Below are 12,294 nucleotides of genomic sequence, written 5' to 3'. Positions count from 1 at the left end.
GTGACCGGCTGGACGCTCCGCTTCCACGGCGTGGGCAATGCCTCGGCGACCGAGCTCGGTTCGCCGATGGCGACGATCGAGCGCGATGGCGCGCCATGGCTGACCATCGACTGCGGCAGCGAAGGATTGACCGCATACCTCGCGCAGTATGGCGAGCCGCCGCGTGCGCTGTTCGTGACCCATACCCACCTGGACCATGTCGGCGGCTTCGAGCGCCTGTTCGTGTCGGCGTACTTCGATGCGGCACGCCGCGGCCGCATGCCGGTGTACGTGCCCGCCAGCGTGGTGCCGTTGCTGCACCAGCGCGTGGGTGCCTATCCGAACGTACTGGCCGAAGGCGGCGCGAACTTCTGGGAGGCCTTCCAGGTGGTTCCAGTGGGCGATGCCTTCTGGCACGACGGCCATCGCATCGAGGTGTTTCCGGTGCGGCACCACTGGCCGGAGACCGCCTACGGACTGCGCCTGCGTGGCAGCGTGGTGTGGACCGGCGACACGCGACCGATCCCGGAAATGCTGCGCAAGCATGCCGATGCCGGGGAACTGATCGCGCACGACTGCGGGCTGCGCGGCAATCCATCGCACAGCGGCATCGACGACCTGGAGCGCGAGTACGACGCCGACGTGCTGTCGCGCTGCGTGCTGTACCACTATGCGTCGGCGACCGATGGCGCTGCGCTGGCTGCGCGTGGGCATCGTGTCGCGCATCCCGGTGAAGTCTTCGCACTGTCCGCACCCGTGGACGCACGGGTGGCGTCGGCATGAGCGCCCTGGCACAGGTCTTCGACGCGCCGCGCGATCGCCTCGGCCGTCCCTTGCGCGACTTGCGCCTCTCTGTGATCGAGGCCTGCAATTTCCGCTGCGGATACTGCATGCCAGCCGACAAGGTGCCCGACGACCATGGTTTCGATGCCGCGGCGCGGCTGTCGTTCGACGAGATCGAAACCCTGGTGCGGGGCGCGGTGCGACTGGGCATGACCAAGCTGCGCATCACCGGCGGCGAGCCGCTGCTGCGCAAGGGCCTGCCGGGCCTCATCGCACGCTTGTCGCGGATCGAGGGCATCGAAGACCTGGCGATGACCACCAACGGGTCTCTGCTGCCGCGGCATGCGCGCGCATTGCGTGAAGCGGGACTGCGTCGGCTGACGATCAGCCTGGATGCGCTGGATGCGGGATTGTTTCGCGAGCTGTCCGGGGGCCGCGGCGAGGTGTCCGATGTGCTGGCGGGGATCGCCGCGGCGGAATCGGCAGGATTCGACCGACTGAAGATCAACTGTGTCGTGCAGCGCGGCGTGAACGACGACCAGCCGGTCCGGCTGCTGGAACGTTTCCGCGGCAGCGGCCATGTCGTGCGCTTCATCGAGTACATGGACGTGGGCACCTGCAACGGCTGGCAGCGCGAGCGCGTGGTGCCCTCGGCGGAACTACGCGACCGCATCCATGCGCGTTGGCCGCTGCAGTCGCTGGACGCCAACTATCGCGGAGAGGTCGCCGAGCGGCATGCCTTCGTCGATGGCGGCGGCGAGGTCGGCTTCGTCAGTTCTGTCACCGCGCCGTTCTGCGGTGACTGCCATCGTGCCCGAGTGTCCGCGGACGGCACGCTCTACACCTGCCTGTTCGCCGCGCAGGGCCTCGACCTGCGGCCTGCGCTTGCGCATGGCGAGGTGGCGTTCGCCGGGTACCTGGCGGAGGCGTGGCGCGGGCGTGCGGACCGCTACAGCGAAGTGCGCGGCAGCCCGCGGGCGCCGAAACGGCATGTCGAGATGTTCCTGGTGGGTGGATGATGGCGGCTATGCACGAGTTGCTTGCGCGAGACGGCTACCTGATGCGCCCCTCCGGACTATCCGAAGCGAGATTGAGGGAAGTCATCGGGCTCATTGAAGCGCAGGGCGTTTCTTCGGCAGGGACGCGCAACCTCATGGGTAACGATTGGTGTGCGTTATTGGCCAAACAGTTGCGAATGGAGCTGTTGGCCGACGGGCTGCTGCCACCGGATGCCGTCGCCGTGCAGTGCACCTATTTCAACAAGAGCCCCGAGCGTAACTGGAAGGTGGGACTGCAGCAGGATCTTTCCTTCCCGGTCGCCCGGCGCAGCGATGATTCGCGTTTGACAGGGTGGTCGGAAAAGGAAGGCCAGTTGTACGTGCAGGCACCTGACACGCTGTTGGGGGGCATGCTGGCCGTTCGACTGCATCTCGATGACTGCCATCGCGATAATGGCCCGTTGCGGGTCGTTCCCGGGTCGCATGCGATGGGGCGCCTTGGTGTTGCGCTTGCACAGAAGAACATGGCGGGCGATACGCGTGTCGATTGCACCGCGATTGCGGGCGAACTGCTTTTGATGCGACCGCTCTTGCTGCATGCATCTTCGAAGGCGGCGCGTCCGGGTGGCTTGCGTCGCGTGCTTCATTTTCTTTTCGGACCTGCAATGCCGGGGTTTGGCCTGCGATGGAGCATGGCGGCATGAGCAAACAGCGTGTCCTCACTCACATCGATGCTGCCGGCCGACCGGTAATGGTCGATGTCTCCGGCAAGGCGGTCACCGCACGGCAGGCGTTGGCGGAATGCCGCGTGCGTTTCCCTGCGGACGTCGCGGCGCAATTGCGCAAGTCCGGCCTGCGCAGCGCCAAGGGCGGCATCGTCGACGCCGCGGTGATTGCCGGCACCATGGCGGTCAAGCGCACGCACGACTTGATCCCGTTCTGCCATCCGCTGCCGATCGACGGGATCCGCATCGCCATCGACTGGCACGGCGAGCGCGAGCTGCGGATCGACTGCATGGTCAAGACCACGCATCGCACCGGCGTGGAAATGGAGGCATTGACCGGCGCGACCGTCGCTGCACTGACGGTCTACGACATGTGCAAGGCGCTGTCGCACGCCATCGTGATCGGTCCGGCGAAACTTGTCGGCAAGCGCGGCGGCAAGCGCGATGTCGGGCGGGTGGTGTGATGGCGACGGTGCGGCTGCTCTATTTCGCCAGCCTGCGCGATGCGGCGGGCGTGGCAGGGGAAACGTTCGAAACCGCTGCCACGGACCTGCGCGCGCTGTACAACGAGCTGCGCACCCGGCATGGGTTTTCCTTGCCTGTCGAACGCATCCGCGTTGCGGTGGATGGCGCGTTTTCGCGGCTTGAGGACGCGGTCGCCGATGGCAGCGAAGTCGCCTTCATCCCGCCGGTGTCCGGAGGCTGATGCCTGTGCAACGGTTCTGGCTGTCCTCGTCCGCCATCGATGTCGCGCCCCTGCGTGCGCGGCTGCTGGATGCGCGCGCGGGTGCGTTCGCCAGTTTCGAGGGCTGGGTACGCAACCACAACGAAGGCCGGTCGGTCGATGGGCTGCGCTACGAAGCCTACGTGGTGCTGGCCGAGTCGGAAGGCGAGCGCATTGTCGCGGAGGCGCTGCAGCGCTTTGGTGCCATCGACGCCGTCTGCACGCACCGCATTGGCAACCTGGCCATCGGCGACATGGCGGTGTGGGTGGGCGTGAGCGCGGCGCATCGGGGCATGGCGTTCGACGCCTGCCGCTGGATCCTCGACGAGGTGAAATCGCGTGTGCCGGTCTGGAAGCACGAACGCTACGGCGATGGCCGGACAGAATGGCTGCATCCGCGCGAAACGAATCCTGCCGACACCGGAGGTTGACACCGCCGCCACCGGTGACAGCAACAACAGCGTCCGCTGCCGATCCAGTCCGCCGATGGTCACCACATCACCAAGAGCCAGAGACCGCCATGAAACCACTCGCACTGCTCCTGCTGGCACTCTCCCTGTCCCTGCCGTATCCGCCCGCGCTCGCGCGAGGCGAACTATTGGTTGGCAACAAGTCCGACGACACGGTGTGGCGCCTGTCGCTCGAGGACGGACGCAAACTGGGCGAAGTGCGCACCGGCCCGGGACCGCACGAGATCACGGTGTCGGCGGACGGGCGCATGGCGCTGGTTACCGATTACGGCCACCAGCAGCCGGCGCATTCGCTCACCGTGATCGATATCGCCAGCGATATGGCGACGCGCAGCATCGACCTGGGCATGCACCGCCGTCCGCACGGCATCCGTTTCCTGCCCGATGGCAGCGTGCTGGTGACGGCCGAGCAGAGCCACGCACTGGTGCGCGTGGACCCGGTGGGCGGGGAAATCCTGCAGGCCATCGAGGTGGACGACGGCATCGGCCACATGGTGGCGGTATCGGCCGATGGCACCGTGGCCTATGTCAGCAAGATCGCATCGGGCACCGTGGTGCGCGTCGAGGTGGCCAGTGGCAAGGTCACGCATGAGCGGCCGGCCGGGCAGGGCGCCGAAGGGATCGAGGTGGCGCCCGATGGCAACGTGTGGGTGACCAACCGCGCCGAGGACACGGTGACCGTGCACGATCCCGGCACGCTTGCCGTGCGTGCCACGCTGGACAGCCCGGGGTTCCCGATCCGCGTCGTGTTTACGCCGGATGGCCGCCACGCGCTGGTCACGAACGCGACCGCCGGCACGCTGTCGGTGTTCGACGCGACCACGCACGCGACGGTGGCGACCGTGCCGTTGGTGGCAGAGGGCGAAACCTTCCGCGACACCATGCTCGGCCAAGGGGCGTTGCCGATCGGCGTCATTGCCGATCCGGCCCGGCCGCGCGTTTACGTCGCGATCAGTGGTGCGAACAGGATCGCGGTGGTGGATTCGGCCACGTGGAAAGTGGTCGACTATTGGGACACAGGCAACCAGCCGGATGCGCTGGGGATCGTTCCGGCGGGGGAAGGCGGCTGACACCGGCGCTTGCCGGAGGGTTCGCATCGCCTGCACGTATGCGCATTTGACGGTCATCCCCGGGAAGGCGGGAATCCATGAACGGCGTGCAGGAAATCCGGCCTTGCGAAGGTTGGAAATGGCGATGGCCCCGCCGACTGACCGCGCCAGACGATCGTGTCGACGTGGGGATGTCGCACCGTCGCCACGGGCGCCAGCAATGAATGGCCAGTCTTTTCGGTTGATGATGTGGCAGAGACGTCGGATATGGCGATGGCCCCGCCGACTGACCTCGGCACCCGCGTCGATCGATACCGTTGCTGCCTTCCGGCCCTGGCGGAGTTTTCGACCTAGCGTCGCGAGGGGCCGACGGGGCCACCATAGAGACTTGCAAATGAAACGCCCCGCTGGGGGCGTTTCAGGAAACTGGCGGAGAGAGGGGATTCACTCGGCGCTACGCGCCTCGCCCTGCGGGCGGCTTCGCCGTGCAAACCGCTGCGCGGTTTGTCGAACCCACGGGGGTTCTCACCCCCTCTTCGAAGCCGCCGGCGAAACCCACGCGACCCGAACCATCAAACCACTTGAAACTGGCGGAGAGAGGGGGATTCGAACCCCCGAAGCGCGGTTTAGACGCTTACACACTTTCCAGGCGTGCTCCTTCAACCACTCGGACACCTCTCCGGGATTTCCCGAGACAGGCTTGCGGCCACGCTCAGGGGCACAAAGTCTAGCGGCGGCAGGGACTTGCCACAAGCGCGGGCGAGGTTTCGCGCCGGGCGGCGGGCCGCCCGTGTCAGAATGGGCGCATGTCCTACCTTGTCCTTGCCCGCAAGTGGCGCCCCAAGCGTTTCGCCGAGCTGGTGGGCCAGGAACACGTGGTGCGTGCGCTGACCAACGCGCTGGAATCGGGCCGCGTGCACCATGCCTACCTGTTCACCGGCACCCGCGGCGTGGGCAAGACCACCATCGCCCGCATCTTCGCCAAGAGCCTGAACTGCGAGAAGGGCACGGGATCCGACCCCTGCGGTGAATGCGAGACCTGCCTGGCCATCGATGCCGGGCGCTACATCGACCTGCTGGAGATCGACGCCGCCTCCAACACCGGTGTCGACAACGTCCGCGACCTGATCGACAACGCGCAGTACATGCCCTCGCGCGGCCGCTACAAGGTCTACCTGATCGACGAAGTCCACATGCTGTCCAAGCCGGCGTTCAACGCGCTGCTGAAGACGCTGGAGGAGCCGCCGGAACACGTGAAGTTCCTGTTCGCGACCACCGACCCGGAAAAGCTGCTGGTCACGGTGCTGTCGCGTTGCCTGCAATTCAACCTCAAGCGGCTGGACGAGGAACAGATCCGCGGCCAGATCGAGAAGATCCTCGGCGCCGAGGGCATCGCGTCGGAGCCCGGCGCGATCCGGCAGATTGCGAAAGCGGCCGATGGCAGCCTGCGCGACGGGCTGTCGCTGCTCGACCAGGCCATCGCATATACCGGCGGCACGTTGGCCGACGATGCCGTGGCGAAGATGCTGGGCACGGTCGACCGCACGCGCGTGGGCGCGCTGCTCGAGGCCCTGTCGGAGGCCGATGGCGGGCGGTTGATGGCCGAGATCGCGACGCTGGCGGATTTCTCGCCGGACTGGGCGGGCGTGCTGGATGCGTTGGCTGCGGCGCTGCACCGCATCCAGGTGCGGCAGCTGGTGCCGGGTAGTGACGTCGATGCCGACGGTATCGACCTGGACGCGCTGGCGCCCGCGCTGCGGCCCGAGCTGGTGCAGCTCTGGTACCAGATGGCCCTGAACGGCCGTCGCGACCTGACATTGGCGCCCGGCCCGCGCACCGGGTTCGAGATGACCCTGCTGCGCATGCTGGCGTTCCGTCCGGGCGACGGCGTTGCGCCGAACGTGGGTGCGCCGGCCACGCAACGGCCGAGCGGCCCTGCGGCGGCGCGTGCCGCGCTGGAGGGCCGCAGTGAAACCGCATCCCCGGGCCAGCGGATGGAGGCCCGCGCTGCGCCGCCTGCGCCCGATCGGGCCGTGCCTGCCGCGGGCACCGAAGCATCCGCGCCGGTTGCCGAGCGCGTGCGGGTGCAAGACGGCGCGCCGTCGCCACCTGCTGCGGAACGGACCACCGCGTGGCGCGAGCTCGATGCCGCGGGCTGGCTGGACCTGGTCGGCAACCTGCCGCTGCGCGGACCGGCACGCGAGCTGGCGGCGCACGCGGCGTTCGTGTCGTTCGATGATGGCGTGCTGCAGCTGTCGCTGTCCGAGGACAAGGACCACCTGCAGCGCGACGCGCTGGTGTCGCAGCTGCGCGCTGCACTGGTGCCGGCGCTTGGCGGGCAGGCGCAGCTGCGCTTCGCGTCCTCCGCGCCTGCTTCGAAGCCGACGGAAACCCTGCACGACAGAAACCTGCGCGCGCGCGACGAGCGACAGGCCGCCGCCGAGAGCGCCTTCCTGTCCGATCCGGACGTGCAGCGGCTGATGCAGCAACAGGGCGCCAGGCTGGTGCCCGATTCGATCCGCCCCTACGACGACAACTGAGAAAAGAGACCGAACATGCGTGGAAACATCGCCCAATTGATGCAGCAGGCGCAGAAGATGCAGGAAAACATGCAGCGCATGCAGGAAGAACTGGCGGCCATGGAGGTCACCGGCAATGCCGGCGGCGGCATGGTCAGCATCACCCTCACCGGCGCCAAGGAGTGCCGCAAGGTGCGCATCGATCCCAGCGTGCTGTCCGACCCGGAGATGGCGGAGGATCTCGTGGCCGCCGCGTTCAATGACGCCGCCAACAAGGTCGATGCCGCCTCGAAGGAAAAGATGTCCTCGGCCACCGCCGGCATGCCGCTGCCGCCTGGCATGAAGCTGCCGTTCTGAGCGACGTGCCTTCTCCCGCCCCCGGGAGAAGGTGCCGAAGTCGGATGGGGGCGTCCTTGCCGGTGCCAATCCCTTCCCGATGCCGCCTCGACGACCCCATCATGTCCAGTTCCCTGCTCGAACAATTGATCGAAGCCTTCCGCGTGTTGCCCGGCGTGGGCCAGAAGACCGCGCAGCGCATGGCCTACCACGTGCTGGAGCGCGAGCGCGAAGGCGGGCGACGGCTGTCGTCGGCACTCGCCGAGGCGGTCGAGCGCATTGGCCACTGCAGCCGCTGTCGCGACTTCAGCGAAACCGCCACCTGCGCCACCTGCGCCAGTGCGTCGCGCGACGTGCACCAGTTGTGCGTGGTGGAGTCGCCGGTGGACCGGTTGGCGATCGAACAGGCGACCGGCTATCGCGGCCTGTACTTCGTGCTGCAGGGGCGCCTGAGCCCGCTCGACGGCATCGGCCCGCGCGAACTGGGCCTCGACCGGCTGGCCGCGCGACTGGGCGAGGGCGAGGTACAGGAACTGATCATCGCCACCAACCCGACCGTCGAGGGCGAGGCGACCGCGCACTACCTGGCGCAGCTGGCGCGCCAGCACGGCGTGCGCCCCAGCCGCCTCGCGCACGGCGTGCCGCTGGGCGGTGAACTGGAATACGTGGATCGCGGCACGCTGTCGCATGCCTTCGGTTCACGCAGCGAAGTACCGGCGTAGGCGCGCTGCGCCAATCACCACACAACCCCAATGCCGATGATCGCGTCGCCGCGCGTGATCATCGTGGATCGCCCGGACGCCGCAATCGTGCCCATCGGCACGCCCACACATTCGCAGGAGGAATTTCCGATGCCAGACACCATCTTCCACAAGATCATGCGCCGCGAGATCCCGGCCGACATCGTCTTCGAGGACGACCACGTCATCGCCTTCCGCGACATTGCGCCACAGGCGCCGGTGCACGTGCTGTTCGTGCCCAAGCGCGATTTCGCGACGCTGAACGACGTGCCCGCCAGTGAGCCGGAGATCATCGGGCGGCTGGCCGTCGCTGCCGCAGCCTGGGCGAAGGCGCAGGGCTTCGACGAGGACGGCTACCGCGTCGTCATGAACTGCAATGGCGACGGCGGGCAGACGGTGTTCCAGATCCACCTGCACCTGCTGGCCGGCGCGCCGCTGGGACGGTTCGGAACCACGGCGTGACCCCAGGCGCCGAAGCGTCGGCCCGGCAACGGGCCTGCGTGCCCGGATGCCCTCGCGATCGCGTGCTACCGCCTACCACCACCCCCACCACGGCCAAGGCGCCGGGCGCACCACGACATTGACGTGGTCGCGCTTCGGCCACAGGTAGACCACGTCGGCGGCCACGCGCGGGAAGCGGTAGTCGTATTCGCCGATGCGGCGGCTCTCGTAGCCATCGATGCGGCCGGTGAAGGTGACTTCCCGGTTGCGTTCGAACACCGCCGGGTCGTAGAAGCCGGCACGGCAGGCGATGAAGCGGCCATTGGTGTCGTCGTCGGCCCAGTAGGGGCGGCCGGTTTCGGTGAGCCGGGTCGAGATCATCTCGAAGCAGGTGGCGTCGGCGCGCGGCTCGACCTGCACGATGCGACCGCCCCAGCGCACCAGTGCGCCGGTGCTGTCTCCCTGCATCGCCGCGTGCGGCGTGGTGTCGACGTACGCACCCTGCAGCGGCTTGGGATGCGTGGCGCAGGCCGACAGCAGCAACAGCGCGCCGGCGGCGGACAAGAGGCGGAACATCATGGCGAAGGCTCCCTTGGCAGGCGGCGACCAGCCCGGTGCTTGTGCAGGTCGCGGACCAATGTGCGTGTCGGCATGGCTTCTCCGACGCCGGCAGCGTAGCGCGTTTCCACGAAACGCCGGGTGAGCGTGGACAGGGCGCGGGCGGCGTCGGCGTCCAGCGCCGGCGCGATGCGCGACACCCACCGTAGCGCCGGCTCGTGTGGCTCGCGGCCCAACCCGATGCGCGCATAGCGTTTGCCGAGCGTGCGCCAGGCGCGCAGCAGTGGATCGCGTTGGCGGGTGCCGCGCGCGCTGAGCCAGAGCATCCAGGCCAGTGCGAGCAGGGCGGTCGCGCCGAACAGGCCGATCAGTGCACGTTGTCCGAGCACGCCGCCGCCGAGGGGTTTGAGCAGGTCGCGCTGGCGATTGGCGTCGAAGCCGAGGACCAGGTCGTTCCAGCCCCGGCGCAGCCAGTCTCCCAGGTCGAGCGCGGACACGAAGCCGGGCAGGTTGCCCAGCACGCTTCCCCCCGCGCGGTCCTGGAGGGTGTCGTAGATGCGTTCCGGTGCCACGGCGGCCGTAGGGTCGACGCGCACCCAGCCTCGCCCGTCCAGCCAGACCTCGGCCCAGGCGTGGGCATCGCTGTTGCGTACCACCCAATAGCCGCCGAATGCATTGCGGTAGCCGCCGGCATAACCGGTGACCACACGAGAGGGAATGCCGGCCGCCCGCATCAACACCACGAATGCCGAGCTGAAATGCTCGCAGAACCCCTGTTTCCAGTCGAACAGGAACTCGTCGGCGGTGTGTCGCCCGGGGAGCGGCGTGTTGAGTGTGTAGCCGAACTCGTCGCGGACCATCCGCATCGCGCGTTCGACGATGGCGGCGTCGCCACGTTCGCCGGCGTCCCTCCGCCACTGGCGTGCCAGTGCCACCGTGCGTGGATTGAACCCGTCGGGAAGCCGGAGTGCATTCTGGCGGACGTAATCGCTCAACTCCGCTTCGAAGCGGATCGCGGGTGATGACCGCATGCGCCAGCGGGTGACGGAATGGAGTGGCCTGGGTGCCAGCAGGCTGTGTTCCCAGGAGGAGCGAATACCATCGGGTGTCGCGTGCGGCATCTCGAGCGCCACGAGGAACGGCTGTTCCGTGGGCTCGATGTCCATCTGGTAATCCCAGGTACGTTCGCCACGAACCAGCTCGGCGGGCGGCAGGTGGCGCAGCCAGCGTGATGCGGTCCATGTCCGGCCATCGAAGTCGGTCAGCACCGGGCCGCGCCAGTACATCTGGGTTGCCTCCGGCGTGTCGCCGAAGAACACCACGCGCAAGGCAGGCGAGTCGTCGTTCATCAGGTCGAGCCATTCGCCCGGACTCATGGTGTCGGATAGGCCCGGGGTTGCGATTGCGCGCTGGGGCACGCCCCACAACGGCGTGGCGATGCGTGGGAACAGCCAGAAGGCGGACAGCGCCAGTGGAAGGCCGATTGCGACCAGACGAAGCACGATGCCTGCGCGCTGCGCATGGGGCACCGTTCTCGTGTCCTTGGATTCCTGCTCGGCCAGTCGCGCCAGCGCCAGCAGCGCCAGCAACGCGGCAGCCAGTCCCAACGACAGCGACAGTGGTCCCTGGTCCAGCAGGAAGGTCGCGAAGGGAGCGAACAGGGCGAAGCCCACGAGGCTGCGACCGTCGCGCAGCGTATTCAATTCGAGCGGCTTGACCACCAGCATCGCCGCCAGCAAGGCGCATCCGGTATCGCGCCCGAAGCGGAGCCCCATCAGTGAGAACACCGTCGCCACTAGGGCCAGCGAGAACAGCAGCCGTAGCCATCCCGGGACACGCATCCGCAGGGAGACAAGGGCGGTGACGATGCCCGCAATGCCCAACATCAGCGCCAGTTGTCCCGGGAGCTGGAGCAGCAGTGGCGTCACGCAGACGACCGTGGCTGCCAGCACCCCTGTGCGGCTGGCGGCGTCGAGCAAGGCCGAGCGATCAGCCACGGGTCGCGCCGTCATCGCCTACGGGCAACAGGGCAAGCGCGTGCAGACACGCGTGGCGATGTGCGGACCCGCGCCCCGGGCCAAGCGTGGGTGCTCCCGGAAGTCGAAGCGCATAGTTGCGCTGTTCGCGCTCGGCCTTGTCGACCCAGCCCGCCAGCCTGCGGATGCGGGCTTCGTAGGGCAGTGACGTCACGAGGCCCCAGTCCAGCATTACATCGGCGCCCATGAGCTGCTCGAACTCGCGGACCAACAGGGTGTCCCGCCTCGCCGAGGCCTTCCACGCCACCGCCCGGCGTGAGTCGCCCTGGCGCCAAGCGCGAAGGTGGTGCACCTCATCGCCCGCCGGGTGCAGGCGTGATTGTGCATTGCCGTCGCTGCCATCGGGCAGCGGTGGGCCATCGCGTTCCGGTGCCGGGTAGACCAGCGCACCCGCAGTTGGCCAGGCGTACGCCCAGGCACGCGCGAGGCCGAGCGGTCGCGTCGTGGAGATACGCACCCGTTCGATATCGAGCCAGCCGCGCCGTGTGGTGGGCAGCGCGAGGATGGCTTCGCCTGCGCCATCGTCGAGCGAAAGCGTTGCGGTTTCGCCAAGGCAAGCGACCTGGAGGCCGCGCCGCTCGCGCCCGCGCGGGGCGCGGGCATGGACCCGCAGATGCAGCGGATTGCCTGCGGGCACCGGGTCGCCACCGATGGCATGGACTTCCAGCCCCCCCAACTGCAACTGGGCATGCAACAAGCTGGCGATCGCGGCGCCGGCGAGCAGCAGGCACAGCAGCAGCGCGGGGTTGTTGTTGTAGTTGAGCGCGCCCAGCGCCATGGTCAGCAGCAGCGCGACGAAGAACGCACCGAACGGCGTGGGCAGGAGGTAGATGCGGTGGCGATCGAACCGCACTGGCAGCGATTCAGGACGCCTGGGACGCGCGAGGCGTTCGAGGCGGCTGCGCCAGCCGCGCGATCGGGGTGCTGCCGACATCG

The 12,294-nt window shown here is 68.1% G+C and carries 14 protein-coding genes, 1 tRNA gene and 2 other RNA genes; 11 read left to right on the top strand and 6 right to left on the bottom strand.

Features of this window, described 5'->3' with window-relative positions; genetic code table 11:
* The 7 genes from E2F46_RS05550 (at nt 1) to E2F46_RS05520 (ending at nt 4,749) form a co-directional block, all read left to right on the top strand.
* Nucleotides 1-762: an MBL fold metallo-hydrolase gene (locus tag E2F46_RS05550; RefSeq protein WP_243720318.1), complete on the top strand. Its 762-nt coding sequence runs from the start codon at nt 1-3 to the stop codon at nt 760-762.
* A complete protein-coding gene (gene moaA / locus E2F46_RS05545; RefSeq protein ID WP_133321096.1) occupies nt 759-1,781 on the top strand; it encodes a GTP 3',8-cyclase MoaA in 1,023 nt (340 codons plus the stop codon). The genes E2F46_RS05550 and moaA overlap by 4 nt, the downstream gene beginning before the upstream one ends.
* An 8-nt stretch (nt 1,782-1,789) precedes the next feature.
* Nucleotides 1,790-2,464: a phytanoyl-CoA dioxygenase family protein gene (locus E2F46_RS05540; RefSeq protein ID WP_133321095.1), complete on the top strand. Its 675-nt coding sequence runs from the start codon at nt 1,790-1,792 to the stop codon at nt 2,462-2,464.
* Nucleotides 2,461-2,949: a cyclic pyranopterin monophosphate synthase MoaC gene (moaC, locus tag E2F46_RS05535; protein WP_133321094.1), complete on the top strand. Its 489-nt coding sequence runs from the start codon at nt 2,461-2,463 to the stop codon at nt 2,947-2,949. Before E2F46_RS05540 ends, moaC begins: the two co-directional genes overlap by 4 nt.
* Nucleotides 2,946-3,191 (top strand): MoaD/ThiS family protein, encoded by a 246-nt coding sequence (locus E2F46_RS05530; RefSeq protein ID WP_133321093.1) that lies wholly within the window; start codon nt 2,946-2,948, stop codon nt 3,189-3,191. The genes moaC and E2F46_RS05530 overlap by 4 nt, the downstream gene beginning before the upstream one ends.
* Nucleotides 3,191-3,640: a molybdenum cofactor biosynthesis protein MoaE gene (locus tag E2F46_RS05525; RefSeq protein ID WP_133321092.1), complete on the top strand. Its 450-nt coding sequence runs from the start codon at nt 3,191-3,193 to the stop codon at nt 3,638-3,640. The genes E2F46_RS05530 and E2F46_RS05525 overlap by 1 nt, the downstream gene beginning before the upstream one ends.
* Nucleotides 3,641-3,729: 89 nt before the next feature.
* Complete coding sequence (locus E2F46_RS05520) at nt 3,730-4,749, top strand: Vgb family protein (protein ID WP_133321091.1); 1,020 nt, start codon at nt 3,730-3,732, stop codon at nt 4,747-4,749.
* Between the two features lie 255 nt (nt 4,750-5,004).
* On the opposite strand, the gene ffs is transcribed toward E2F46_RS05520, so the two are convergent.
* From ffs to E2F46_RS05505, 3 genes are all read right to left on the bottom strand, one after another.
* An RNA gene (gene ffs / locus E2F46_RS05515) (signal recognition particle sRNA small type) lies at nt 5,005-5,101 on the bottom strand.
* Nucleotides 5,102-5,155: 54 nt separating this feature from the next.
* A non-coding RNA gene (locus tag E2F46_RS05510) (RtT sRNA) lies at nt 5,156-5,277 on the bottom strand.
* Nucleotides 5,278-5,316: 39 nt separating this feature from the next.
* Nucleotides 5,317-5,409 (bottom strand) — tRNA-Ser (locus tag E2F46_RS05505).
* A 125-nt stretch (nt 5,410-5,534) separates the two neighbouring features.
* On the opposite strand from E2F46_RS05505, the gene dnaX reads away from it, so the two are divergent.
* From dnaX to E2F46_RS05485, 4 genes are all read left to right on the top strand, one after another.
* The gene (gene dnaX / locus E2F46_RS05500; RefSeq protein WP_133321090.1) at nt 5,535-7,268 is read left to right on the top strand and encodes a DNA polymerase III subunit gamma/tau; all 1,734 of its coding nucleotides are present in this window, start codon (nt 5,535-5,537) and stop codon (nt 7,266-7,268) included.
* A gap of 15 nt (nt 7,269-7,283) precedes the next feature.
* The gene (locus E2F46_RS05495) at nt 7,284-7,604 is read left to right on the top strand and encodes a YbaB/EbfC family nucleoid-associated protein (protein ID WP_133321089.1); all 321 of its coding nucleotides are present in this window, start codon (nt 7,284-7,286) and stop codon (nt 7,602-7,604) included.
* A gap of 101 nt (nt 7,605-7,705) precedes the next feature.
* Nucleotides 7,706-8,305 carry a recombination mediator RecR gene (recR, locus tag E2F46_RS05490; RefSeq protein ID WP_133321088.1) on the top strand — a complete coding sequence of 200 codons (600 nt, stop codon included), beginning with the start codon at nt 7,706-7,708 and terminating at the stop codon, nt 8,303-8,305.
* A 129-nt stretch (nt 8,306-8,434) separates the two neighbouring features.
* Complete coding sequence (locus E2F46_RS05485) at nt 8,435-8,785, top strand: histidine triad nucleotide-binding protein (protein WP_133321087.1); 351 nt, start codon at nt 8,435-8,437, stop codon at nt 8,783-8,785.
* A gap of 72 nt (nt 8,786-8,857) precedes the next feature.
* Here E2F46_RS05485 and E2F46_RS05480 read toward each other — a convergent pair whose 3' ends face one another.
* The 3 genes from E2F46_RS05480 to E2F46_RS05470 are packed head-to-tail and all read right to left on the bottom strand — an operon-like array spanning nt 8,858 to nt 12,292.
* Entirely contained in the window at nt 8,858-9,343 is a 486-nt protein-coding gene (locus E2F46_RS05480; protein WP_133321086.1) for a Slp family lipoprotein, read from the bottom strand.
* Complete coding sequence (locus tag E2F46_RS05475) at nt 9,340-11,334, bottom strand: transglutaminase TgpA family protein (RefSeq protein WP_133321085.1); 1,995 nt, start codon at nt 11,332-11,334, stop codon at nt 9,340-9,342. Before E2F46_RS05475 ends, E2F46_RS05480 begins: the two co-directional genes overlap by 4 nt.
* Nucleotides 11,312-12,292 (bottom strand): DUF58 domain-containing protein, encoded by a 981-nt coding sequence (locus E2F46_RS05470; RefSeq protein WP_133321084.1) that lies wholly within the window; start codon nt 12,290-12,292, stop codon nt 11,312-11,314. The genes E2F46_RS05475 and E2F46_RS05470 overlap by 23 nt, the downstream gene beginning before the upstream one ends.
* Nucleotides 12,293-12,294 lie beyond the last annotated feature (2 nt).

The sequence above is a fragment of the Luteimonas aestuarii genome, assembly GCF_004357985.1.
GTDB lineage: Bacteria > Pseudomonadota > Gammaproteobacteria > Xanthomonadales > Xanthomonadaceae > Luteimonas > Luteimonas aestuarii.
This window is presented reverse-complemented; position numbering and strand designations above follow the sequence as displayed.